Source organism: uncultured Brachyspira sp. (genome assembly GCF_910588665.1).
GTDB lineage: Bacteria > Spirochaetota > Brachyspiria > Brachyspirales > Brachyspiraceae > Brachyspira.
Window position 1 is genome coordinate 72,299 of sequence record NZ_CAJUPR010000006.1, and the last position, 26,473, is coordinate 98,771.

23 protein-coding genes and 4 tRNA genes are annotated in these 26,473 nt (G+C 27.9%); 17 read left to right on the top strand and 10 right to left on the bottom strand.

Annotated elements, in window-relative coordinates; translation table 11 throughout:
• Positions 1-102: 102 nt before the first annotated feature.
• Both QZ306_RS05825 and QZ306_RS05830 read left to right on the top strand, forming a co-directional pair.
• Positions 103-185, top strand: a tRNA-Tyr gene (locus QZ306_RS05825).
• 39 nt (positions 186-224) lie between these two features.
• Positions 225-548, top strand: coding sequence for an STAS domain-containing protein (locus tag QZ306_RS05830; protein ID WP_295162066.1), 324 nt, complete (start codon positions 225-227; stop codon positions 546-548).
• Between the two features lie 31 nt (positions 549-579).
• On the opposite strand, the gene QZ306_RS05835 is transcribed toward QZ306_RS05830, so the two are convergent.
• Together QZ306_RS05835 and QZ306_RS05840 are read right to left on the bottom strand one after the other, a co-directional pair.
• Complete coding sequence (locus QZ306_RS05835) at positions 580-1,779, bottom strand: pyridoxal phosphate-dependent aminotransferase (RefSeq protein ID WP_295162068.1); 1,200 nt, start codon at positions 1,777-1,779, stop codon at positions 580-582.
• 117 nt (positions 1,780-1,896) lie between these two features.
• Entirely contained in the window at positions 1,897-3,093 is a 1,197-nt protein-coding gene (locus QZ306_RS05840) for a pyridoxal phosphate-dependent aminotransferase (RefSeq protein ID WP_295162070.1), read from the bottom strand.
• Positions 3,094-3,264: 171 nt separating this feature from the next.
• Between QZ306_RS05840 and QZ306_RS05845 the strand changes: the two genes are divergently transcribed.
• The 4 genes from QZ306_RS05845 to QZ306_RS05860 all read left to right on the top strand — a co-directional run bounded on the left by QZ306_RS05845 (position 3,265) and on the right by QZ306_RS05860 (position 8,141).
• A complete protein-coding gene (locus tag QZ306_RS05845; protein ID WP_295162220.1) occupies positions 3,265-4,869 on the top strand; it encodes a PEGA domain-containing protein in 1,605 nt (534 codons plus the stop codon).
• 92 nt (positions 4,870-4,961) lie between these two features.
• Positions 4,962-5,519 (top strand): adenylate kinase, encoded by a 558-nt coding sequence (locus tag QZ306_RS05850; protein ID WP_295162072.1) that lies wholly within the window; start codon positions 4,962-4,964, stop codon positions 5,517-5,519.
• A 212-nt stretch (positions 5,520-5,731) separates the two neighbouring features.
• Positions 5,732-6,277 carry a transcription antitermination factor NusB gene (gene nusB / locus QZ306_RS05855; RefSeq protein WP_295162074.1) on the top strand — a complete coding sequence of 182 codons (546 nt, stop codon included), beginning with the start codon at positions 5,732-5,734 and terminating at the stop codon, positions 6,275-6,277.
• Positions 6,249-8,141 carry a tetratricopeptide repeat protein gene (locus QZ306_RS05860; RefSeq protein ID WP_295162076.1) on the top strand — a complete coding sequence of 631 codons (1,893 nt, stop codon included), beginning with the start codon at positions 6,249-6,251 and terminating at the stop codon, positions 8,139-8,141. The genes nusB and QZ306_RS05860 overlap by 29 nt, the downstream gene beginning before the upstream one ends.
• Before the next feature lie 107 nt (positions 8,142-8,248).
• Here QZ306_RS05860 and QZ306_RS05865 read toward each other — a convergent pair.
• The 4 genes from QZ306_RS05865 to QZ306_RS05880 form a co-directional block, all read right to left on the bottom strand.
• A tRNA-Glu gene (locus QZ306_RS05865) sits at positions 8,249-8,322 on the bottom strand.
• Positions 8,323-8,344: 22 nt separating this feature from the next.
• A tRNA-Lys gene (locus tag QZ306_RS05870) sits at positions 8,345-8,417 on the bottom strand.
• An 85-nt stretch (positions 8,418-8,502) separates the two neighbouring features.
• Complete coding sequence (locus tag QZ306_RS05875) at positions 8,503-9,216, bottom strand: RluA family pseudouridine synthase (RefSeq protein ID WP_295162078.1); 714 nt, start codon at positions 9,214-9,216, stop codon at positions 8,503-8,505.
• Positions 9,217-9,273: 57 nt separating this feature from the next.
• A tRNA-Phe gene (locus QZ306_RS05880) sits at positions 9,274-9,346 on the bottom strand.
• Between the two features lie 180 nt (positions 9,347-9,526).
• On the opposite strand from QZ306_RS05880, the gene QZ306_RS05885 reads away from it, so the two are divergent.
• Positions 9,527-11,548: a Gldg family protein gene (locus tag QZ306_RS05885; protein ID WP_295162079.1), complete on the top strand. Its 2,022-nt coding sequence runs from the start codon at positions 9,527-9,529 to the stop codon at positions 11,546-11,548.
• Between the two features lie 43 nt (positions 11,549-11,591).
• On the opposite strand, the gene QZ306_RS05890 is transcribed toward QZ306_RS05885, so the two are convergent.
• Positions 11,592-12,668, bottom strand: coding sequence for a tetratricopeptide repeat protein (locus tag QZ306_RS05890; RefSeq protein WP_295162081.1), 1,077 nt, complete (start codon positions 12,666-12,668; stop codon positions 11,592-11,594).
• 6 nt (positions 12,669-12,674) lie between these two features.
• Positions 12,675-13,334 (bottom strand): HAD-IB family hydrolase, encoded by a 660-nt coding sequence (locus tag QZ306_RS05895; protein ID WP_295162083.1) that lies wholly within the window; start codon positions 13,332-13,334, stop codon positions 12,675-12,677.
• Positions 13,335-13,723: 389 nt separating this feature from the next.
• Between QZ306_RS05895 and def the strand changes: the two genes are divergently transcribed.
• From def to QZ306_RS05920, 5 genes are all read left to right on the top strand, one after another.
• Positions 13,724-14,287: a peptide deformylase gene (gene def / locus QZ306_RS05900; protein WP_295162084.1), complete on the top strand. Its 564-nt coding sequence runs from the start codon at positions 13,724-13,726 to the stop codon at positions 14,285-14,287.
• Between the two features lie 5 nt (positions 14,288-14,292).
• Positions 14,293-14,958: an HAD family hydrolase gene (locus tag QZ306_RS05905; protein WP_295162222.1), complete on the top strand. Its 666-nt coding sequence runs from the start codon at positions 14,293-14,295 to the stop codon at positions 14,956-14,958.
• A 98-nt stretch (positions 14,959-15,056) separates the two neighbouring features.
• Positions 15,057-16,283 carry a M23 family metallopeptidase gene (locus tag QZ306_RS05910; RefSeq protein ID WP_295162086.1) on the top strand — a complete coding sequence of 409 codons (1,227 nt, stop codon included), beginning with the start codon at positions 15,057-15,059 and terminating at the stop codon, positions 16,281-16,283.
• Between the two features lie 42 nt (positions 16,284-16,325).
• Positions 16,326-17,153: a GGDEF domain-containing protein gene (locus QZ306_RS05915; RefSeq protein ID WP_295162088.1), complete on the top strand. Its 828-nt coding sequence runs from the start codon at positions 16,326-16,328 to the stop codon at positions 17,151-17,153.
• Between the two features lie 144 nt (positions 17,154-17,297).
• Positions 17,298-18,128, top strand: a complete 831-nt coding sequence (locus tag QZ306_RS05920) for a class I SAM-dependent methyltransferase (RefSeq protein ID WP_295162090.1) — start codon at positions 17,298-17,300, stop codon at positions 18,126-18,128.
• A gap of 9 nt (positions 18,129-18,137) precedes the next feature.
• Here QZ306_RS05920 and QZ306_RS05925 read toward each other — a convergent pair whose 3' ends face one another.
• The gene (locus tag QZ306_RS05925) at positions 18,138-18,488 is read right to left on the bottom strand and encodes a hypothetical protein (RefSeq protein ID WP_295162092.1); all 351 of its coding nucleotides are present in this window, start codon (positions 18,486-18,488) and stop codon (positions 18,138-18,140) included.
• Positions 18,489-18,644: 156 nt separating this feature from the next.
• Between QZ306_RS05925 and QZ306_RS05930 the strand changes: the two genes are divergently transcribed.
• From QZ306_RS05930 to csrA, 3 genes are all read left to right on the top strand, one after another.
• Positions 18,645-19,898 carry a flagellar hook-associated protein 3 gene (locus QZ306_RS05930; RefSeq protein ID WP_295162094.1) on the top strand — a complete coding sequence of 418 codons (1,254 nt, stop codon included), beginning with the start codon at positions 18,645-18,647 and terminating at the stop codon, positions 19,896-19,898.
• Positions 19,899-19,980: 82 nt separating this feature from the next.
• Positions 19,981-20,439, top strand: coding sequence for a flagellar assembly protein FliW (gene fliW, locus QZ306_RS05935; protein ID WP_295162095.1), 459 nt, complete (start codon positions 19,981-19,983; stop codon positions 20,437-20,439).
• A gap of 5 nt (positions 20,440-20,444) precedes the next feature.
• Positions 20,445-20,690 (top strand): carbon storage regulator CsrA, encoded by a 246-nt coding sequence (gene csrA, locus QZ306_RS05940; protein ID WP_295162097.1) that lies wholly within the window; start codon positions 20,445-20,447, stop codon positions 20,688-20,690.
• Between the two features lie 80 nt (positions 20,691-20,770).
• Here the strand turns inward: csrA and QZ306_RS05945 are convergent, their stop codons facing one another.
• Positions 20,771-21,679: a hypothetical protein gene (locus tag QZ306_RS05945; RefSeq protein WP_295162099.1), complete on the bottom strand. Its 909-nt coding sequence runs from the start codon at positions 21,677-21,679 to the stop codon at positions 20,771-20,773.
• A 193-nt stretch (positions 21,680-21,872) separates the two neighbouring features.
• Between QZ306_RS05945 and QZ306_RS05950 the strand changes: the two genes are divergently transcribed.
• Complete coding sequence (locus tag QZ306_RS05950) at positions 21,873-22,961, top strand: cell surface protein (protein WP_295162101.1); 1,089 nt, start codon at positions 21,873-21,875, stop codon at positions 22,959-22,961.
• A gap of 90 nt (positions 22,962-23,051) precedes the next feature.
• The gene (locus tag QZ306_RS05955) at positions 23,052-26,450 is read left to right on the top strand and encodes a DUF4132 domain-containing protein (protein WP_295162103.1); all 3,399 of its coding nucleotides are present in this window, start codon (positions 23,052-23,054) and stop codon (positions 26,448-26,450) included.
• Positions 26,451-26,473 lie beyond the last annotated feature (23 nt).

Sequence of the window (26,473 nt, forward strand, 5' to 3'; positions counted from 1 at the left end):
AATATAATAAAAAGATACTTAAAAAATTATTCATAAAATAAAGTCGGCTATTGACATTTTTTTTATCTATGGTATTATATATATACATTTTCAAATTGATATGGGTAGGTGGCCGAGCAGTCAATGGCAGCAGACTGTAAATCTGCCGACGCAAGTCTACGGGGGTGCGAATCCCTCCCTGCCCACATTTTTATGTAATTTATATTAGTAATGAGGGTGTTGCTTTGGCTATAGAATTTAATAACGAATATATATCTATAGTTATAGAGGCTAACCTTTCCTCTCCTGAAGAAATTCAAAAGTTTATAGAAGATTCCAATGAAGCTATCAATATAAGAATGCCTGCTATTGTTCTTGATATGAAAAATGTAAGAGAAATAAACAGTGCAGGAATAGCAAAAATACTTAAATTATACAAAAATCTTCAGTCGCTTAAAGTTAAGCTTTTTATGATTAATTTAGATGATGCTATCAGATCCACTGTTAAAAGTCTTATGATGTTCAGTTTAATAAAATATTTTGATGATGCAAAAGATTTTGAAATATAAAAGATAGCATCATTATTATTTTAATACCGTATTATTTTTCTACTTCCTTTTTATACTTTATCAAACCTTCTTTTAAAATTTTCATAGCTTTTTTCAGATCTTTAGAATCTATCGTATAAGATATTCTAATTTTATCTTTTCCTAAACCCTCAGTTGCATAAAATCCTTCAGCTGGAGCAAACATTACAGTTTCATTGTCAATATTAAAATCCTTAATAAGCCAAACAGCGAAATCTTCGGCATCTTTTACAGGAAGTTTGGCAAGCACATAAAAAGCCCCCTCAGGCTCTCTCATAACTACGCCGTCCATCTTTGTAAGCTCTTCAAAAAGAATTTTTCTTCTGTTATCATATTCTTTTCTTGCCTCATCAAAATAATGCTCAGGCAAATCATATAATGCGCATGCTCCTATCATTTCTAAAGTAGCCACAGATAATCTAACCTGACATTCTCTAAATACGGCATCCATAAACTCTTTATTCTTACTTATTACGCAGCCTATTCTGGCTCCGCATGCAGAAAATCTTTTTGATATTGAATCAATTATAACAACATTATCTGCAATATCTCTATAATTACCAAAACTTATAGCCTTTCTGTCTCCATAAACAAATTCTCTGTAAACCTCATCGCTTATAACAAAAAAACCGTACTTTTCAGATAAATAGGCAATATCATCCAATTCTCTTTTAGTATATACGGTACCAGTAGGATTTGAAGGATTTGAAAATAAATATCCTTTAGTTTTAGAAGTTATATGTTTTTCAATCTCATCTCTGCTTGGAAGATGAAAGCCGTCTTTTGCATGTGTTCTTATGGTATTCTTTTTAATATTCAAAATATCATAAAAGTTATTATAATTAGCGTAATAGGGCTCAGATACAAGCATTTCGTCATTTTCGTCAAATATAGCAATTAAGCTAAGCAATAATCCTTCGCTTGCCCCACTGGTTATTATTATTTCATCTTCTTCATAATGTAAGCCTAATCTGTCATAGTATTCCTGAATTTTACAAATAAGATTTTTATTTCCCCTAGAATGCTCGTACTTAATAGTTTTTTCACTATAGTTAGAAATAGCCTCTAAAAATACTTTCGGCGTTTCAATATCAGGCTGACCTATATTAAGATGATATATTTTTACTCCCCTTTTTACTGCTTCTTCTGCATAAGGATTTAATTTCCTTATAGGAGAACTTTTTAACTTATGAACTCTTTTAGATAAATGCATTATACTACTCCAATTATTAATATTTATCAATTTTTTACAATAGAACTATTTAAAATATAAAAGGACTATAAGGTAAATTATAGCCCATTTAATAACGCTGTTTTTTATTTAAGACTATTATTTATCTATTTCTTTATACTTTATTAAAGCCTCCCTAAGTATATGCATAGATTTCTTCAAATCATTTGAATCTAAGGCATAAGAAATTCTAACTTCATCTTTGCCTAATCCCTCGCTTGCATAAAAACCTTCACCAGGAGCAAGCATTATAGTTTCTCCGTCAACATTAAAATCTTTTAAAAGCCATATTATAAAATTTTCAGCATTTTTAACAGGAAGTTTAGCAAGCACATAAAAAGCCCCCTCAGGCTCTTTGGCAACAACATCTTCCATAGATGCTAGCTCTTCAAATATGATTTTTCTTCTATGATCATACTCTTTTAAAGCCCCGTCAAAATAATGCTCAGGCAAATCATATAAAGCGGCGGCTCCTATCATGTCAAGTGTAGGAAGACATAATCTAGCCTGACATTCTCTAAATATTGCCGTCATTAATTTTTTATTCTTGCTTATAAGACACCCTATTCTTGCTCCGCATGCGGAAAATCTTTTTGATATGGAATCTATAATAATAACATGCTCTTCCATATTTTTATAAGAAGAAAAACTAATAGCTTTTCTGTCTCCGTAAACGAACTCTCTGTAAACCTCATCGCTTATAATATATAAGTCATATTTCTTAGCAAGATAAGCAATATCGTCTAATTCCCTTTTAGTATATACAACTCCAGTGGGATTGGAAGGATTGGCAAGCATAAATGCTTTAGTTTTAGAAGTTATATGCTTTTCTATTTCCTCAAGGCTTGGAAGATGGAAACCGTCTTCAGCATAAGTTCTTACGGCATTATATTTAATATCATAAATATCATAAAAACTTTTATAATTGGCATATAAGGGCTCAGATACCAATATTTCATCGCCGTCGTCAAAGATAGCAAGCATAGCAAAAGATATAGCCTCAGAACCTCCGCTTGTAATAACTATATCCTCTTCCTCATAATGAGTTCCTAATTTATCATAATATGATTGAATTTTATTAATAAGCTGTTTCATACCCCTTGAATGTTCATATTTAAGGGTTTTGCCTTTGTATTTAGATATAGCTTCAAAAAATATTTCAGGAGTTTCAATATCAGGCTGACCTACATTAAGATGATATATTTTTACGCCTCTTTTTGCAGCATCTTCTGCATAAGGATTTAGCTTTCTTACAGGCGAAACCTTTAATCTCTGAATTCTTTTAGATATATCCATAATGATTCTCCATGAATTATTATATACAGTAATTTGAGCTAATTAACTATATATGAAACAGAAAAAATTGTCAATATATTTATATTAATTATTAATAAATAAATTATAAAATATTGATAAAAGATGCTTTTTAATATAAAATCAATGAAAATAAAAACAAAAATAAAAGATATGCAGCATACAAAAATATTTATATTATCAGCAATATTAATTCTATTTATATATTTGCCGCTTTGCCCATTCGGAGGAAAGCCTATTACAATAGAAAAAGTAAGACCATATTACAGAATAGAGGAAAAAGCAAAAGTAGATATTTATATATATACCAATATAGGAGATAATACAAACTATAATTATTTATGTTTTGCCGTAGCCGATTCGGTTGCAAATCAAATAGAATATAATAAAACATTAAGACTTCAATCTGAAACAAATTATGTAATTAAGCCTGTAGATTTTGAAAGGGCATATAACTATAAAGTATTTCAATTTACAAATATAAGATATACAAGCAAAACTGAAGACGGAACCAATATAACTATTATAACAAATTATGAAAACATAGTTTATACCAATTGGGGAGAGGTTAGAAGCAATGTAAAATTAATAACGCCTGAAACTGAAGGTTTTGTATTAAAAACAAATGAAATGATACTTAATTACAACGGAACTAATGTAATATTGCTTGGTACTAACGATTTTATTCAAAAAGCTGATATAGGAAATACTTATTATGAATATTTCGGAGATGATATAAAGAAATATGTATTTACAAGAAATTCAGATATAGCCGTATTCGGAACTATAGAGTATAAAAGACCAAATATAGATATCATAACATATATAGCCTATATAAAGGATAGAAAAATAACATCATATTCCATAACTATACCCGAAGCAAAAATCGATGAACAAATGCCAAATTATGCTTTGGAAATAGCCAATAGAATAAGCTATTTAGATAAAACTGGAGTTATAGCAATAGATGTAAAACCTGAAGATGCATTTGTTTATGTAGATGATGTATTAATAGGAAAAAGCGGAGAGAGGCTTTATGTACCTGCTTTAACAACCAACAGCCATAGATTTACAATAAAAAAAGATCATTATGAAACTATAGATACTATGCTCTCTTTCACAAAACCGAATGAAAATGTAATGCTTAATTTTACTTTAGATGAGTTAACCAACAGCGCAAGAGTTCAGATAAATATACCGGGCGAAGAATCAAGTTCTGTAATTATTAATGGTAAAAAGGAAACTCCTACAAATGTAATAAACAGATATTTCGGATTTGGAACTTATTCAATAAAAATAACAAATATAAATTATATGGACTATTATGGTACATTTACAGTAAACAGAACAAACTCTTTAAATTTAACGCCTAATATGAAAAGATTTAAAGAGCCGACATTAGCTGATAAAATATTTAAAAATTATGAAAGAAACACAAAAATATTTTTAGGTCTTACAATAGTAAGCACAATATTTACTGTGGGAACATATATTTATTCTGAAGAATTATTAGATTCTACTATGCTTAATTACTATAACAAGTATCAAAACAATCCTCAGAGACCTCCTATAGATTTAAGAAATTATGATACGGCTAGAAATATATATATAGCTGGAATGGCAGTAACTGCAGCTTTTGCCTTAACTGCAGGAATATATTATATGCTTTGGATAAATGAAAGAAATTTTTCGGTGGAAGAACTTTCATTTAATGCAGGTTTTAACGGTGCTAATATTATGTATTCATGGAGGTGGTAATAATTAATAAAGAATATTATTTTTTAATATATTTGACAAAACATTATTATTGATTATACTACTAGTAACAATATAATTTTAGGAGTTATAATATGCTTAATATAATTTTTATAGGGGCTCCCGGTGTGGGTAAAGGAACTCAGTCTGCATTAATAGAAAAAGATTATTTGGTAGCTCATATTGCCACAGGCGATATGCTTAGAGAAAATATATCAAACAGAACGGAATTAGGTAAAACGGCTAAATCGTACATGGATAAAGGAGAATTAGTTCCAGACAGCTTAGTTATAGACATGCTTAAAGATAGAATAAAAAAAGATGATTGTAAAAAAGGCTTCATGCTGGACGGTTTTCCCAGAACGATGGATCAGGCAAAAGAGCTTTCATCTATATTAGACAGTTTGAATTATAAAATAAGCGCCGTAATAGATATATTTGCACCTGAAGAAATAGTAATAGATAGATTATTAAAAAGAGGACGCGCCGATGATAATGAGGAGACTATAAAAAACAGATTAAAAGTATTTGAAAATCAAAGCAAGCCCGTATTGGATTATTACAGCGATAAAGCTAAAATAATAAAAATAGAAAGCGTAGGAACTCCTGAAGAGGTGTATGCAAAAATCAAAAAAGAATTAGATATGCTATGATAAAAATTGTTTTTCAGATGATACATAATTTTTATAATTAATATAATCAGTATTTAAAAATTAAAATATTTTTATTAGGCTGCAGTGTATCTGCAGCATTTTTATTTATAAAAATCACACCGTAATTATTATATGCCAAATTATTTTTATGATATATATTCCGAAAATATAAAAAAATAATATTATCAAAATTGTTAATTTGCAGGTTTTGTATGCAGGAAGAAAAATATATAAATAATATCAATGAAGCTGAAAACATAGAAGCAGGTCCTAGAAAGGCTGTTAAGAAAAAAATGATAATAAAATCAAAAAATAAAGAGGAAATTAAAGATTTAGACTTTTCATCCTACGGAGCAAGAAGAAGGTCTAGAATATATGCTGTTATGTCTCTATATTCTTATGAAATAAATGACAGAAAAGAAAGCATAAACGAAATTTTAAATTTTGATTATGATAAAAAAATACCTGAAAATATATTCGCATTCGCTAAAAGTTTGACAGAAGGAACTATAAATAATTTGGATAGAATAGATAGATTAATAGAAAAATATTCCAATAATTGGGATATAAAAAGAATACAATATGTTGATAAATCTATTATCAGAATGTCAATATATTCGTTAATATTTTTGAAAGATATACCAAAATCTGTCGTTATAGACGAAGCGGTGGAAATTTCAAAAATTTTCAGCGATAAAGATTCTTATAAATTTGTAAATGGGATTTTAGATGGTATACAAGAAGAAGACATACGATAAAAGACTGGCAAAATATAAAAATATACAAATGATAGTTTTTATATTGTCAATAGGCACTTTGGGATTAATTGCTATAATATCATTAAATGCGGCAATAATACAAGGTAAAGTAAAATTAAACTATCAAGTTATAGACGATTATACATTAGCAAAAGAATATTATAAAAATAAAGATTATAATAAGGCTAAATCAATATTAAAAAAAGAAATCAGAAATACTATAGATCCTAAAAAACAATATGAAGCAAATATACTTCTTGGAAAAATATATAATGAAACAGAAGAATATGATGCAGCAATAAAAATATTTAATACTATGACAAATTCATTATTTTTAGATGAAAAATTAAAACATAATCTTGGAATTTCATATTTAGAGAAAGAAATGTATGACGAGGCATTAATATCATTAGAAACTTCATTGTCAATAAACACTAATTATATACCTAGCCTTCTTACTTTAGGAAGATTCTATATGGATAGAAATTTACCTCGCTTAGCTAAAGGATATTATGAAAGAGTTTTAAATCTGGAAGAAAATGACGAAGCATTATTTTATGTAGGATTAATAGCGCTTAATGAAGGATTTCAAGGCGTAGCTTATGATGCATTAACTAAATTGGTAAGAAGAAATAAAGGAGAATATGCAGATAAAGCGGCTACAATACTTGGAGATATATATGTAATATCTGGAGATACAGAAAGCGCTATAAAAATGTATTTAAAAAGTTTGATAAACTCCGACACAAAAAACGATTCTATTAAAAGGCTTGTAAAAATATATGAGCATGTTGAGGATTATGACGGAATAAAAAAGGTGTATGAACAGATATTGGAGCAAAATCCCAATAGCATAGATACAATACTTGCATTAGGAGAATTATATGAAAAAGAAAACGCCTATGACAGATCTATTAAATACTATTTAAAATTGGTAAAAATGAAAGATTATCCTAACATTTATGAGGCTACAGGCCTTCTTGCCAATGCATACTATAAAGGTAGTATGTTAAAAGAATCTGAAGCTAATTATAAAAAAATCATAATGGCAAACAATAAAGATGATTTGTATAAAACTGCATTGGAAAGACTCGGAGATATAACATACAGACAAAAAAACTTTTTATCATCTCTCAGATATTACAGAGAAATATATGCTATGGAAACAAATAATACTATATTTATGCCTAGACTTGGAGAGCTGGAATTATATTACGGAAATTCCGATAAAGGAATAAAATTATTAGAAAAGTCTATTGCCTATGAAATAGGAAATGCTTTTCCAAGCAGAACGCTTGCTATTTACTATGAAAGTATAGGAAATAATAACGAAGCTTTAAAATATTATGATTATACTCTTTCTAAATTTCCTAAAGACAGAGAAAGCATATACAGAGCAGGAATGCTTTACTATAAAACAAGAGATTATGAAAGATCAAAAGAATCATTGCTTATAGCTGCTAATGATGAGAATAACACCACTTTAGTAAGAGAAAATGCATGGAAAACACTAGCCTCTATGATGGAAGAAACACGTTCATACAATGAAGCTTCTATTTATTATAGTCAGTTAGTGGAAATGTCTCCTAATGTTGAAAACTATATACTTTACGGATCATTCTCTTATAGAAGACTTCAGTATAATGATGCCGTATATGCATATAATGAAGCATTAAATATAGCATCTTCAAAAAGAGATATGTTTGATATTAATTTAGCTTTAGGCAAATGCTATTATAGAATGAATGAACTTGATAATGCGGAAGAAAGTTACAGGAATGCATTAAGCTATAACGGAAGTGACTGGCAGGCTAAAGACGGATTAAGAAATGTTTTAACTAAAAAAGAACTTATGCATAAATAAAAAGATTTCAAAAGCATTAAAAATTATATTATATAAGTTTAAGTAATTATAAAGTAATATATTTGAAAAAATAAAAGCCGCATACTTAAATATGCGGCAATATTACGAACCGGTGACGGGTTTCGAACCCGCGTATGCAGGAATGAAAATCCTGTGTGTTAAGCCTCTTCACCACACCGGCATTATTAATAAATTTAATAATATGAGCCAAGAAGGGTTCGAACCTTCGACAACCGCCTTAAAAGGGCGATGCTCTACCGACTGAGCTATTGGCCCGCTTATTTTTTACATTTATTTAAATGTTCTTAAATAATACCATATAATTATTTTTTGTCAAGCATAAAATATTTTTTTTTCATAATTATAAAAACATATTCCAAGGATTATAATTAGGCAAATCGGCATCAATGAAAATTTCTTCATCTCTGGTGGGATGAGGAAACTTAAGACTTTTAGCAAATAATGCCAAAGGCATATCATCTCTGTCATATCTTATATAATTTCCGTATTTTCTGTCACCGTATATGGTATGCCCGATATTTGCAAGCTGTACTCTTATTTGATGAAATCTGCCTGTTTCAAGATATATCTTAATCAAGCTCATATTTTTAATAATATCCTCTTTTAAAACATTGTATTTAAGTTTAGCTAATTTAGAGTTTTTTGTATTTTCAAAAACTACCTGAGCAATATTTCCTAATTTATTTTTCTTTTTTATAAGATAGTTTTCAAGTTCTCCTTCCCTATCTAAAAGTATTCCGTTTACAATGGCATAATAAGTCTTATCAAATTTTCTATCTCTTATAGCTTCGCTTAATCTTGACGCCGCTTTTGAAGTTTTAGCAAAAACCATAGCTCCAGATACAGGTCTGTCAAGTCTATGCACAAGTCCTAAAAATACATTTCCTCTTTTATTATATTTTATTTTTATATAATCTTTCACGCTGTCAAAAAAAGAAACATCTCCTGTAATATCTCCCTGCGAAGGCACATTAGGAGGCTTTACAGCAGCTATTATATGATTATCTTCATAAAGCAGATTTATATAGTCTTTAATTTCTCTTTCCATATACATAATAATTTAAAAAAGTTTATATTCCGATTTGAAAAACAAGAAAGAAGTAAGCAGATATGCCGAGTCAGGGAATCGAACCCTAGACACAAGGATTTTCAGTCCTTTGCTCTACCTACTGAGCTAACTCGGCAAGTGAAAATTATTATAGCATACAATAAAAAAAAGTCAATAAGCCGAATAAAAATTATTACAAAAAATAATTAATTAGGTTTATATAAATATATTTTGACAAATAAAATTATTAATATATAATAATACCGTTTTTTAATTTAAGTAAAATATATAAATTTTATATGCAGGTAATTATAACATGACAAAACAAAAAGATAATATAATAACATTTTTATTAATTGCTGTAATTATAATATTGATAAATGCTGTAATAAATCAATTCACTCCAATGATAGATCTAACTAAAGATAAATTGTATTCGCTTAGCAGAGAAAGTAAAAACTTAGTAAAAAATTTAAAAGAACCTATGAGCATAAAATTTTTTGTTACACCCAATTTGCCTCCTCCTTTTTCCTCATATGAGAAATATATAAAAGATTTATTTGAGGAATATAAAACAGCGGGAGGCAAAAATATAAGTTTTGAAGTAATAGATGCCTCCAAGCATTCCGACTTAGCATATAAATACAGAATAAATCCGACTCAGATAAATGTACTTGAAAAAGATCAGACTCAAACAAAAATTGCCTATATGGGACTTTCATTCATATACGGCGATTCTATAGAAACCATACCATTTGTACAGTCAACCGAAGGTTTGGAATATAATATAGATACGGTTATAAGAAAGATGGCGGATAAAAATGATAAGCTTGCAAGATTAGAAAATAATTTAAATGTTTATTATATATCATCTCCTGAAATATACGATCTGCTTCAGATAGGAGCAATTGAAATTATACCAGATTCTATTATGCATGCTGTAGCTGAGGCAAACAGAGATTTGATGAACAAAGTAAAATTTATTAATGTGGATATGTCTAATCCATCTAAAGAAGATAATGAATTATTAAAAAAACTTAATGTGGAAAAAATTGAATGGGACGATATAAAAGATAATAACGGAAATATAGCTGTAAATAAAGGAAGCGCTTATTTTTCATTAATTTTAGAAAACGGAGATGATATCAGAAAACTTTCAACATCATATATATTATACGGAGCTTTTGATAATATAAAAGATGAAATATCTAAAAATATAGACAGTATGTTAGGGCTTAAACCTACCATAGGATATTTGCAAGGTCATGATGAGGCAGACTATATAACAATACCGCTTCAATTTGGAGGAAATCCAAATGACGCTTATAACAGCGTCAGCGAATATGCATCGGAAATACAGCAGAATTACAATTTTGAATCTGTAGATATTTCATTAAATGATATACCTTCTAATATAGATGCTTTAATAGTTCTCGGAAGCAAAACGGAATTTACAGATTATGAGTTATATAATTTAGATCAATTCATTATGAAAGGAAAACCCGTACTTTTTATGCTTAACGGAGTTGAAATAAATCAAAATGATCCTAATGCGCAGATGTACGGACCAGAACTTATACAAGTTACAAACAGATTAAATGAGATACTTCCGAATTACGGATTTGCAATAGCAACTAATATGATATTTGATGATAATTCGTATAAGGCTCAAATACAGCAGGGAATGCCAGAACAAAAAATGTATTATATACCTTTGATAGCTGCAGAAAATATTAATGAAAAAAATGATATAACCAAAAGCATTAACTTGCTTCTTACCCCCATAACATCAGAAATCATAATAAATACAAATAATAATATAAAAATAACTCCTTTAGTATATACGAGTGAAAAAAGCTGGACTGAAAGTGAAAACTTCGCCTCTTCTATGACAGGAATGCCTAATGAAAATGAAAAATTATCAAAAAAGTTATTAGCGGCTTTATTTGAAGGCAAAATGAACAGCGCTTTTGAAGGAAAAAATATCGCAGCATCAAATAATATTAATAATATCAATAGAATTAACTCTACCACAAGCGGAAGAGTTATGGTGGTAGGTTCTTATGAAATGGCAAAAAACAGCGCTTATGCAGCTAATAAAATTTTTCTTATGAACTTAGTTGATTATATGGCTGGAGATACAGGACTTATGAGCATAAGAAGGAAAGGAGCAATATTTAATCCTCCTTATCAGATTCCTGAAACAGTTAAACTGTTTGTAAGAGTAATAAATATAGTTATGCTTCCTGCAGCAATTATAATATTCGGACTTATGCTATGGAATTCGGATAAAAAAAGAAGGCAGAAAATATTTGAAAAGTTTAATGATAATAAATAATTTCAGACTTAATTATATTTTTAAATTATTAAAATTAATATATTTATTTAATATATAAACTATTAATAACTTCTTTTGCAAACGATATAAGTCTATCGCTTACGGAAACAGTTGAAGAAATTGTAAGTATTATAGCTTCTTCACCCTTACTTGACAATGCTATTGCATTAAAGAAATCATTTTTATTTATTTTTGATATGAATATAAACTCGGCAAATAAATCACTATGCTTCTCTCTTGTTCTTACAGATATTGGAGTAATTACAGAATAAAGCTCCCCTCTTCTGCCTCTAAACCCAGAAAAAAGCTCTTTTACGGCATCTTCATTATATTTTTTGTTGCTGTAGCTTATTATTATTGATATTCTGCTATCATGGCTTTCTATTTTTAATACAGAACCTTCTATAGAAGCATTAAAATTTTCAGGAACAAGCAAATGAAATCTGTCAGGATTTGCCTGTATTGATACAAATTTATCAATATAGAATTCTGAGCTTTCTTTTAAATATTTTATATTGTTAATTCTGTTTATAATATTCGCATCATTTCTCTTTACAGTTAATGCCCTATACAAAATATCTATAGCATCATCATATCTGTACATAGCTCTGTATGCTACAGACATATTAATCATAGACAAAACATCTTCATTATCTATTGACACAGCCTTTTTATACATATCTATAGCCTTATCATATTTACCTTCTATTGAAAGTATAACACCATACTGTCCGTAGATGCTGGAATCGGCATTTCCTATGTATATTAATTTTTCTATTATATTTTCAGCTTCATTATATCTGCAGCAACTTATAAGAGCATCTATTTTACTTTCAAGCAAATCTTTATCATCTTTAATAAAATTAAGCGCATTATCTAAAAGTTCTATTACGGATTTATAATCTTCTTCCTCATAGTATATATCAGCTAAAACTAAATATCCGTACTTATAATTGTTATCCTTTTTTATTAATTCCAAAGCAAGTTTTTTAGCCAGTAACATATTATTTATATCTATCAATTTATTAATTTTATCTGCAACTATATCATTGCTTTCTTTTATAATTTCTTTAATATCTTCATCTGTATATGAACTATTTATATACTCATTAATCAGCATAATATATTATCTCCAATTAACTATAGTAAAGCCTTTATCCTTGTTTTTTAAAGCATAATCTTTTAATCTTTTATCAGGATTAACGCATACTTTAATGTCGGCAAAATCAAAAAGATATAAATCACTTATAGAATCGCTGTACGCTATATTTTTATCGCTGTGCTTGGGAAAGAAATGCTCTGTAAATAATCTGTATCTTTTAGCAAAACCATAGCAGTTTTTTCCGTACATATATCCTGTATATTTTCCTCTGAAAGTCCATAATTCTGTACCCATACATCTGTCAAAACCTAAATTTTCTGCTATATATTTAGCATAAATTTCAAAGCTTGCCGTAACCATAATTAATGTATAGCCTTGATTTTTTAATCTGCTTATCTCTTCCAAAGCATCTTTATAGTAAAATGAAGGAATTACATAATCTGCAAATTCTTTGCATACGGCATCTCCGAATTCTATATCTATATTTGTAAATATATGTGCTATTTTGTATTTTATGCTTTCATTATTTATTATCCTTAAACAAAACAGTAAAAAATAAGGTATTAAAGCTATATAGTGTATTATACTGCTTGGATTTTTTTTTAAATAGAATATCATAAAAGGAAGTATGGAGTCTTTATTCAGAATAGTTTTATCCAAATCAAAATAAGCAACTTTCATCATAAAATTTATTCTACTATAAAAAAAATCATTTGTCAAAGGAATTTAATAATTTTTATTATTAAAAAAATTATGCATACATAAAAACAAAATCTATTGACTATAAATAAAAAATTTAATATTATATATAAAAATTGAGTATGTTTGAGTTTTTAAGTGATAAACTGGAAGCCAACAACTTTAAATGGGTTTATTGCAGGCAGCAACAAAACAGTTTTTATCAGCAATACTTTTATAAAAATTGCGAGCCTCTGACATTCTTTAGAATGGCAGAGACTTCAAGCGAACAATTTTTATCAGCAATACTTTTATAAAAATTGCGGGCCTCTGACATTCTTTAGAATGGCAGAGACTTCAAGCGAACAATTTTTATTAGCAATAAGGAGAATAATATGCTTAGAGAATTAATTATATACGGAGATGAAAGACTGAAGCAGGTATCTGAAAAAATAGAAAAAATTGATGAAGAAATACTTACTCTGATAGAAGATATGTTTGAAACTATGTATAAAGAAAGAGGAGTTGGACTTGCAGCAGTTCAGGTAGGCATATTAAAAAGATTGATAGTTATATCAGTACCAGATTTCGACGATGAAAAAAAACCAGATTTCAAATTAGCATTAATAAATCCGGAAATAATATGGCATGGAGAAGAAAAGGAGATTTTGGAGGAAGGATGCCTATCATTTCCTGAAATAAGAGATGATGTTGCAAGATATAAGCAAATAAAAGTTAAATATATTGATAAAGAAGGAAATGAACAGATATTAGAAGCCGAAGACTATACAGCAAAGGTATTGCAGCATGAAATAGATCATACTAACGGCATATCTTTTATAGACAGATTGGAATCATATCAGAAAAGAAGATTAAAAAGAGAATTAAAAGAATTAAGAAATAATACCGTAAGAGGAATAAAAAAAATTAAAAACAGAGAAGCATTAAAGAATAGTTAATGAATATGATAAAAAATATAATATTTGATTTAGACGGAACATTGGCGGATTCTATATACGATATATATAACTGTGTAAATGCCGCACTAAAATATTTCAATTTACAAACAATTTTAATTGAAGATGCCCGCAGTTTTGTAGGAAACGGAGCAAAGAAGCTTATAAACAAAGCCGTTAATAAATATTCAGACAATAAAAATATTGAAGATAAAGTATATGATTTTTATATAAAATATTATGAAGAGCATTGCATTGACAGTACAAAGCTTTATGAAGGAGCAGATGAAACTTTAAAATTATTTTATAATAATTATATTAATATGTTTATTATAAGCAATAAGCCTAATAAAATGGCGCTGAAAACTTTAGAAAAACTCAATATATTAAAATATTTTAAAGCCGTTATAGGCGGCGATATTTATCCATACTATAAGCCTGATGTTAATATTTGGCATGTAATAAAAAAAGATTATCACTTAAAAGAAAATGAAACTATTATGGTTGGAGACGGAATTGCCGATTATGAATTTGCAAATAATTCCAATATAAAATGCTTTCTCGCACTATACGGAATTACAGATAAAAATATTTTATTAGATTTAAAAAATAATTATTATTTAAATTCATTCAAAGATATTGCCGATTATGTTAAAGCAATAAATAAATTTTAATATAAAAAAAATTACATACTTGACAATACTGTAAAATATTTGTATATTAGAACTAGTCATTTATTAGTAATTAAAGTATTAATTTAGCAGCGGCAATTATGAAAAATAATAAATTTAAGTACACAAAAATAAGAAACACCAACAGTATATTTTCAAAAATAGAAGATATACTATTTAATATAAAATCAAAATTAATAAAAAAATCAGAAGTGTACGGAATAAGAACAACTTATATTCATTCTGCAAGATATGCAGACAATAAAAAAGGAAATATATTTTTAGGAATAATTAAAAATTTTTCATTGATTGTTTTATCATTATCTTTATTTATTTTTTTAGCTAATTTTTTAATAATAAATATGCGCCAGACCTATACAAAAGATAAATTATATTCTAATATGGCGTATAATAAAATATTAGATGAAATATCGCCTGAGCAAATAAGCTATAATACTTCAAGCATATCGGAACTGCCTACAGTAACCTCTGCCGTAACATTAGAAAATGCAACGGATATATTTTATAACGCAATAACTTCCGATGATACTTTAGTATGCGACGGTACTATAAGTATGAAATATGATGAGTATACGATAGAGGAAGGCGATAATCTTACAATAATATCCAGAAAAATAGGTGCCAATTTAGACACATTAGTAAGCGTAAATAAAATAAGCAATGCCAATAAATTAAGACCCAATGAAAAAATTTTAATACCTAACCGCAACGGATTATTATATACAATGAAGAAAAATGAAACAATAAAAGATATTGCGGAAAGATATGATGTTTCTTTAAGCAGAATTTTATCTTTTAATAAAATAAGCAGCTTGGAAGAAATAGAAGAAGGAAGCGAAATATTTCTTCCGGGAGCTAAATATACTTTAGATGAAAGAATAGATAAATTCGGACAAATGTTCAGTTTACCTACCACTATAACTAGAATAAGCAGTGTATTCGGATATAGGATTCACCCTATAACAGGAGTAAGAACAAAACATATGGGAGTGGATATACCTGGAAGAATAAATACACCCGTATATGCAGCCAGAAAAGGAAAGGTAGTATTTGCAGGATACAGCGGAGGATACGGAAATTTAGTAATAGTCCGTCATGATAAAGGGTACACTACATATTATGCGCATCTCAATTCCATAAGCACAAGTGTAGGAGCCACTGTAGGTGTAGGGGTGATGATTGGAAGAATGGGAAATACGGGAAGATCTACGGCAAGTCATTTGCATTTTGAAGTAAGAAGAAACGGAGTAGCATTAAACCCTGCAGATTTTATACCTATAAAGAAATTCTTAAGAGGAAGAAGATAATTTTAATATTTTATATCCTTATTTTTGTATAATGTTTTCATTATGAATGATATCGTTAAAGTGATAAATATATTAAATGAAATACCAGAACCGTTTTCTGTAGACGGAATAATAAAAACTTTTGAGGCTAATTCAAAAAAAATTATAAAAAGTTTTGCGGTTTATTTTAATAAAGACAATACGGAAGAATCCAGACTATGGTATGTATCTGAAAATAAATCTGTTATAAGCAAAAAAGGAAATAATAAAAAATATACCCTATCTGCAAGAGGCAATAAATTCGGTTCTATAATAGTAAATACAGATAAAAATAAAAATGATATATTAATACTAATTAATTATCTGTCAATAGTATTATACAGTGAAAAATTATCTTTTCTGGCAAATAGAGATAAACTTACAGGACTATATAATAGAGGCTATATAATAAAATATATTCAGGAAAAAGAAACTTTAGATGAAATATATTCTATAGTAATAATAGATTTAGATAAATTCAAACATTACAATGATACTTACGGGCATAATATAGGAGATCATATATTAAAATTAGCATCAAAAACAATGAAAGAATCTTTAAAAGATATAAAAAGCAAATCTGTATTGGCTAGATATGGAGGAGAAGAGTTTATAGCAGTATTTGATATACATAATAAAAACGATATTTTTAATGCAATGGAGAAAATAAGAAAAGCCATATCGAATACGGATTTTTCTACTGAAGAATATTCACTGAAAGCAACCGCATCATTAGGCGGTGCAATAAAAGAAAAAAATACTGCTATGGAGGCATTTATAAATAAAGCAGACCAATCTCTTTATAATGCAAAAGAAACTGGAAGAAATAAATCAGTAATACTGGACCTTTAAAGTAGTTATAATAATTAAATAAGTCACTTTTATTTAGCTTTAGAAAATATAAAGCTAAATAAAAGCGGGAGATTATTTATGAAAAATACTATATATTACAACCGTTTACACAAAGTATAGTAAAAAAACAACAAAGGCATACAAATGAAAAATAATAAAAAATCTGAAATTAAAAAATTGAAATTAAAAACTCATAAAAAACTTTTATTAGTAAAAACGGACAGCGAAGAAGATAAAAAAAAACTGGAAATAATAAGGGACATACTTATCAGTGACAGCAATAAAGATAAAGCGGATTTACATAATTATTTTCTAAATAATAAAGAAGAAGCCGTTTTTAAACATCTTCCATTTTTTGATATATATGAAAGACATTTTTCTAAATATAGGGGTAAAGATATTAATATGATGGAAATAGGAGTTGGAAGCGGCGGAGCTGTAAAGATGTGGAGAGAATATTTTAAAAATGATACAAACGCCAAAGTAAATATATATGCAATAGATAAAAACCCTAAATGCAGACAATTTGAACAGGATAATATAAAAATATTTATAGGCTCTCAAGAAGACAGGAAGTTCTTAAAAGAAGTAAAAAAAGAAATACCTAAACTGGATATACTTATAGATGACGGCGGACATAGAATGAATCAGCAGATAACATCATTTGAAGAGATGTATGAACATATAAAAGATGAAGGGCTTTATCTATGCGAAGATGTTTACACATCATATTGGACTAATTTCGGAGGAGGATATAAAAATCCCAATTCATTTATAGAATATACAAAAAACTTAATAGATCATCTTAATGCATATTGGGCCTCCGAAGATGATGATTTATATCCGAATAATTTTACCGACAATACCTACTCTATTCACTATTATGACGGAATTGTAATTATAGAGAAGAAAAAAAGAGATACAAGATATAATGATATATGCCAGCAGGCCATTATAGGAAAAACTAAAGAATAATATAGAAAATTATCTGCATTTTCTATATGCTGCAATATAAGCAAAGCTGTCAAAATATTTCATAATTTTTTCATCGGTATTATATTCGTTATCTCCAAGCAAATAATCACATAAAACTTCTCTTAATCTTGTAAACTCTTTTATGCTGTGTTTTTTATACTGCGCTTCTATGGTTAAATCAATTAATTCTAAAGCTCTGTAAGCCGCATTTTTAGAATATTCAATATTATTTTTATTTTTAAATTTTACGGCTCTGTAAACTTCGCTTCCTATATTAGCCATTTGCTCAGATAAGCTTAAATTTCTCCATCTTCCGTCAGCAAATAAAATATAATCATAATATTTTTTACAGACTTGCATTATGATAATAAAATATAAAAACTAATGTATGACTTATATATTTAAATATAAAATTTTATTAGAATCAATAAAAAATAATAAAAGAATATGAAATTATTACGAAAATAATAACGATATAATAATCATTTCTATATTAAAAACAGGAGATAAATAATTATGAGAGTTACAGAACAATCCCAATTAAACGGAACAGTTAGATCAATAAGAATGAATAAAAGCGAAATGACAGATTCGCAGACAAGATTATCAACAGGTCAAAGGGTTCAGTACCCTCATCAAAATGTTACGGCAACCATTAATTCCATTTATTACAGAACCAGAATGTCATCTGTTGATGCATATCAGAATAATATAATTGACGGCAGAGAAAGATTAAATGTAGCACATGATTCTATGTCGGCAATAACCGAAGCTTTAAATAGAGCAAGAGATTTAGCTGTGCAGGGAGCAAACAGCACATACGGAGCCGATGACAGGGCAAAAATGGCTATGGAAGTTGAAGAAATGATTGAAAGAATATACGATATATCAAAAACTCAAAGCAAAGGCGAGTTTATATTCTCAGGCACAAGTATTAAAACAGCTCCTTTCATGGCATTTTACGGTCATGATGAAAGAGCAGGACGCTCCATAGTAAAATCCGTAATATATGAAGGCGACGGAAATCCTCAAAACAGAGAAATAGAAAACGGTCAGATTATAAATGTAGCTACTCCAGGAAATTATGCTTTTTGGGGAACAGATATGGAAATAATATCAACATCAGATTCTTCAGCTTATATTGCAGCAGAAGATCAGGATATTATGATAGATGATATGGTAATAAATATTAAACAGGGAGATAATATTGAAGCTGTAGTTCAAAGAATAAATGATGCAAACGGAAATGTAAGCGCAAGCATAGGAGATTTAAGAGGGGGGCAGAAAGTTATACAATTAAAAAGTGGAACTCCTCATAAGATACTATTGCAGGACTTAGCAGGCGGAACGGTGCTTCAGGATATAGGATTGGTGAGAATAGGAGCTGCAAACAATCCTGAAAACAACTATGAGCCTAGCGCCTTAGTAACTGGAAAAAGCATATTTGAAAGTTTAATATATTTAAGAGATGCAATGCTTAATGATGATGTGGGCTCTATAGGTGGCGAAGCTTTAGGTTATATAGACAGTTCTTTAGATAATGTTTTAACTGTACAGGCAAATGCATCTTCCAAAACTACAAGGCTTGATATGGGCTACAATAGTTTTGAAGATCAAAAATTGGCAATTCAAGAGGCTTTAGCTAAAAATGAAAATATAGATTATGCCGAAGAAATTATTAATTTTAATATGTGGCAGTATGCTCATAATGCTTCTTTGCAAACCGCAGGAAAATTATTAGGCAGAACTCTTATGGATTATTTAAGATAATAAAATTATAATTATATTTTAATAAAAACTATAATAATTATCAGAACAAGTATGATATATTAAAAAATAAGGAAATAATTTTATGCAAAAAATCGAATCTAGAATATTAGGAAAAATCGAAGTTTCTGAAAATTCATTATATCATTTAAACGGAACAATATTAGCTTTTGAAAATTATGATGAGTTCTACCTTCTTAACATGGATAAAGAAGGAACTTTTAAAATACTTCAGTCTAAAGATGATAAAGATGTATGCTTTATACTTATAGATCCGTTTTTAATATTTAAAAATTATGAACCTGATGTGCATGATGATGATATTAAATATTTAGGTATAGAAAATAAGGAGGATTTATATCTTCTTACAATTATAAGTATTCCTAACAGTGATTTTAAATCTATGAGTGCCAATTTGATAGCTCCTGTAGTTTTCAATATAAAAAATCATAAAGCAAAACAATGTACTGTTTCAGGAGATAAATATACAACCAGACATTCTATTCTTTTAGAAGACAGTAATAATACAGAAGAAAGGAGTTAGTAAAAATGCTTGTACTTTCTAGAAAAATTAATCAAAGCATAGTAATAGGCGATAATATAGAAATAATGCTGGTTGATATAAGAGGAGATCAAATTAAGCTTGGAATTAATGCGCCTAAAAATGTAAAAATATTCAGAAAAGAAGTTTATGAGGAAATAGAAAGCCAAAATTTAGAAGCGTCAAAAGAAGCTACAGCTGATAAATTAAATATTTTAAACAATTTTGTCAAAAATAAATTTGGAAAAAAATAAATTAAGCTATATCAAATATCATTATAAAATTATTTATTATTAATATTTCAATAAAAAAGATTTCTTAAAATTGAATTATTTTAATTGCTAAAAGGATTAATCAGACAGCCTTTTCTTATTAAGTTAATAGGCGTTAAAATTATATATGATATAAAAAAGTTTAATAATGATATTATAACGGAAAATATCAGAAGCATATTATAAGTATCTAATATTTTATTAATAAAATTATATATGTAAACTGGTATTTCAACTTTCAAAAATATCTTTATAAATATTAAAAATGTGTTTATTATTAAAGATAAGGCAAATATTATAATAATGCCCTTCCAAGCATGAGAAATATCGGCTGGACTAAGCTCCATATGAGAAGCAATAGATACGGATAAATATAAAAATATCCAAAAGGCTATGCTTTTAAATGGGCAATTATCTATAACATTATTTATTATATTGGTAAAAATATTATAAGCATAAGCAAACATATTGTAAATACCGAAGCATATCATTGATAAAATATCAGAATTAAAGATAATCCTGTTTTCAGGTAAATGCATAGTAAATATATCTTTTTCTAATTCTGGAGCTAATAATGCAAAAAGAAAATAAACTATAAGGGTACCTACTATAATAGGAGCTACCCCTATAAAAAAATTACCCATTTGCTGATACCAGCTTCTGGAATCATAGCTATGAAGCACATAACCTATAGTATCCGATTTTGTATTAAAAAGTTTTATATCATTAATTTTATGTCTGAATATTAAGCAGAATAATGCATGCGAAAGCTCATGTATAGGAGTTCCTATCCAGCCCGTTATATAAACTTCTGTTTTAGAGCCTAATGTTTTTGCAAATATCCTTCTTGTAATAGAAGACACAGCATATAAAACAAAGCCGAATATTATAATACTTCCGAATAATCTGAATAAATCTATTATGGTTTTAGACAAAATAATAACAATAAAATAAAGAAAATCTTTTATCATATTATACTCATAATTAATTTATCGGAAGAAAACGCTTTACAGTTAATATAAAAATCTATATTAACAGACACTTGAAAAAATAGAATTTTTAATATAAACTGCACAAATAATTTTTATAAAAAATATAATTACTATTACATCTATTAAATAATATTTGTTTTGTAAATATAATTATAGTAATAGCGGAGAAAAAATGAAAAAAATAATATTTATAATGATGTTGGTATTAACTTCTTCGGCATTTGCGATAGACGACAGAGTAGATAAAGACAATATGCATAATTTAATAGAGGGCGTTACATACACAAGATTTGGTTCTGACAGAGTAGGTACAATATATGATTTTGCCCCGCTTATGAATCATAATACTTCATTTAAACTAGGCGTTTCAATACTAGATCTATCTCATATAGTTGATAATACTTATATAAATGAGGTTACTAAAAAAAGAAGGTTAGCGTTTCTTCCTAAAGGATTTGTAGGATTAAGCTATGGAATATTCGGTTTCGGATATCAATTCGGCTTATATAATGATCTTAGTGAAAAAAACTCCCCTATTGCTCACAGCCATTCATTTTCATTTGGCTTAGCAATGGATAAATACAGATTATCTCTGCCTTTTTCATTTTCTTTTGGAGATAAATCATATCATGGAGGACATTTATCTCTAAGCACTACGCCTAAATTTTCATTTATGTTCCGAAGCGGTTTATTAGATGAATTTACAATCTCACTGCATTACGGTATCCAGCTTTCAAGCGTTACAAACTCTGTAGGAGGCATAAATATTGCGCCTATGGTTGTCGGAGGATCATTATACGGAAATATTATGCTTACAAGATTTGATAATTTCCCTGTTCAAATAGGATTGCCTGTAAAATTAGCATTTTATTACGGTATAGGAGCAAGATGGGCTACCATAGATGCAGGATATGCCGAAGATATCAATATTAACTATCTGTATGGAGATAATGGGGAAAGAGCAACCGACAGCATGTATTTTTATGTTATACTTCCAGCAAAATTTGAAGCTAAATTAGGCGCTATATATACTTATATTATGCCCAGACTTATGTTTGAAGGAGAACTGTATAAAACCGACATAGAATATAATCTGCATTACGGAATTGAAGGAGAGATGCAGATTACATTAATAGAAAATTTAACATTCGGACTTACAGCTTATGCGGAAGGTCAGGGAATAATGAAGAAAAGCGCCGACTTCCAAATAAATAATGCATTCGGCGGAGGTTTAGATGTATGGGGTATTTGGAGATATTAGTTAAAAGTTAATAGTTTTTTATTAATATTAAAAATTATGATATTTTAATAAAAATTATATAGAATAAAATAAAAAATTAAGAGATTAATTATGGATTTAGAAAAAAAACTTGAAAAATATTATGAAAACTCTCCTATAATAGATGATATGAAAACCTGCGAAGCAAAAAAAGATGTGAGCAAGATAAAAAAATATCAATACGGACGTTTTTATTTAGACAGTGAATTTTTAAAAGATTACTATTCTATAGAAGATGATAAATTAAAAGAAAGATATCAGTATTTTATAAAGATAATTCTTCATGGATCATATAAATCCAATATAGAAGGATATAGATTTGTTATTTTTGATTTAATAATAAATAAAAACTTTCAAAATTCTTTGCGGTATATTTCTTATAATCGCAATCAAGATTATAAAGATTTACACAGACTTGCATCATATGAAAAACACTTATACAAACTATTTGAAGATTTAAATAAATACTTCAATAAAGAGTTTAATGATTATATAAATAAGTATATAGATATTATTCTTAATAAAGATAGTAAAAATATATTTAAAGTAATGGACAGAGATGCGATTATACCTTTGATTGCAATATGCTCCGTTATAAATAATAACAATGAAGATAAATATGTAAATGCTGTTGTAAAATCATTTGATGTACTTCCTAATATTTATGATGCTTTGAATGCTGTAGCTGCGGTTATAGATAAAAATGAACTTATAAAAAATAAGTTCTTAGAAGTATTAAATAATCATAGAGAATATATTATCAATATGAATATTTCTTTAGGAAATTATATAAGAGAAAAAGATTATAATAATACAGATAAGATTGATAAATTCTATAAAAAAATAAATTATCCTAGTTATTTTGCATTTATAGCTAAATATTTTGAAGATTATTACAAATATGATTTTTTTTCCATATCAAGAAGCCTGTATTTGGAAAATAAAAAAGATTTTTATATAATATATAATCTAATTTCAGAAAATATTGAGGATAATGCAACCAAAACAATATTTATAGTGTTTACTTCTATTTTAGCCGAGCATAATGATAGCAATAATATAGATTTGGAAAATTTCAGAAAGTCGGTAAATGTATTAAAAAATATAGTAAAATTCTTTAAAGAAAATACGAGACCTGATCTTACATCTACTGAAAAAATAGAAGAAATATTTGATAAAAATAAAAATAAAAACTTCAATAAACTTATAAAATACTATACAGACAAGAAAAATGTAAATAATATCTGCCACAAAAGAGATACACATCCTGATATCAGTTTTGATTCAAAGCTTCTTTATATTTACTGTTTATTTAATTATGAAAATGATGAAATAAAAGATTTCAAAAAATTAGCTATAGGTGTTTTAAAATATCTTCCAGTTCAATTAGGAATAAGAAAATATATAGAAGTTCAGTCAGCTATGGGAAAGAAAACCCTAAAAGAAATTATTGATTCGCTTTTGGAATATGAAGAATTAAATATAACTTTAAAAGAAATTCTACTTTCATACTATTATAATTATGCAGGGGATTTATCTGGTTATTATTATGATTCTGAACCTCCTCAGGCATACAGAGAACTTAAATGTATAGATGAAAACAATAATATAGTTGTAAAGAATGTAAAAGACGAGTTATTTAAAAGCTATTTTGAAGATATAAAAAATATCTTAAATGATAATAATTTTATAATAGATAATATATCAAATAATAAAAACACGGCATTAGATTTATTAAAAACTATGTATAATAAATTTAATTATAAAGATTATAATTTAGTTTATACTATACTTGAAAGCACAAAAAAAGCGGAGGTAAAAAGATACTGCTTAAAGCTTATTTCGGATAATGAAGATATAACAAGAGAATATGCTGAAAATATGTCTGAAAAAGCCAGAGCTTCTGATTTGAAAGGAGCTTTAAAAAATATAATAAAAAATTGGAATATCAAAAAATACGGAGATAGTTTTTTAAACATTGATGCAGCTTTGGATTTTGTTAATAAATACTACAATACTAATTATGAAAAAAATATTAAATTTTTAGAAAGCATTCATTTAACAAATATTTTATACAGCAATGGACAAGCTGCTGACGAAAAAATTTTCAAATATATTATTATGGAATATATGAATTTGATAGAACCTTCAAGATTAAAAGACTGCGATATGCTTATTGAAATGCTTGACGGTGATTCATTTACAAATGCTTTGGAATTATTATATACATATTGGAAAGATTCTAATTATGAAGCTTCAAAGAAAAATATTTTAATACCATATCTTTTATATTCAGACGATTTAAAAATAGATAAAGTTTATCCTATTATAAAAGAATTTGCCAAAAGTTCCCGTACTGTTATGGCTGGTTTCATTGTAAAATGCATAGCCTTAAACGGAAAAAGCTATGCATTAATATTGGTGGATAATCTAACTAGAAAAGCACCTACAGCAAAAATAAAAGAAATCGCTAATGAAACTATGCAGAATGCGGCATATATGCTTAATATGACTGCAGACGAGCTTTCAGACAGAATAATACCTAATTTCGGATTTAATAAAAAAGGAGAAAGAGTTTTAAGCTACGGCGGAAACTCAGGAAGAACATTCACATTATCTATAAATAATAATCTTGAACTCACAATTACAGATAATGGAAAACAAAAAATAATAAAATCGCTTCCTTCCCCTAACAGCAACGATGATAAAACAGAGGCTGATAATGCCAAAAAAGAATATAAAATACTTAAAAAAGAGATAAAAACTTTAATGCAGAGTCAGAAAATAAGGCTTCAAAAAGTATTAATGAACGGCAGAAAATGGACTTATAATAATTTTAAAACCGTATTTATTGAAAATCCTATAATGAATCTATTTGCATTAAAGCTTATTTGGGGTGTTTATGATGAATGCGGTAATTTAATAGAAAGCTTCAGGTATATGGAAGACGGCACTTTTAATACCGCCGATGAAGAAGAATATACTTTAAAAGAAAACAGTTTAATAACTTTAGTACACCCTTCAGAATTAGATGAATATACTAAAAACAAATGGAAAAATCAGTTATCCGACTATGAAATAGTACAGATTATAGAACAGCTTGATTTTAAATATGAAGCTATTACAGAAACAGATATTTACAAAGATAAAATATATTCCCTTAATTCTAAAAAAGTAAAAGCGGGCGTTTTAATGTCATTGGCAAGTAAATATGATATGATCAGAGGCGAAACCTTAGACGCAGGCACTTTCTGCAACTATATATTGAAAGATGCTTATATGAATATATCAGTACACATTACATTTGATTATATGTATTTCGGAATGGAAGCTAATGAAGAAGTGGAGTTTTGGGATATTGAGTTTTATGAAATAAATGACGGTATTGAAACTTTAATCAATCCTTTAAAAGTAAGCAGAAGATTTGCTTCTTCAATTTACGGTATAGTAAAAAGCGTTATTTCAGATTAATTTTATATTATTGCTAAATCAGA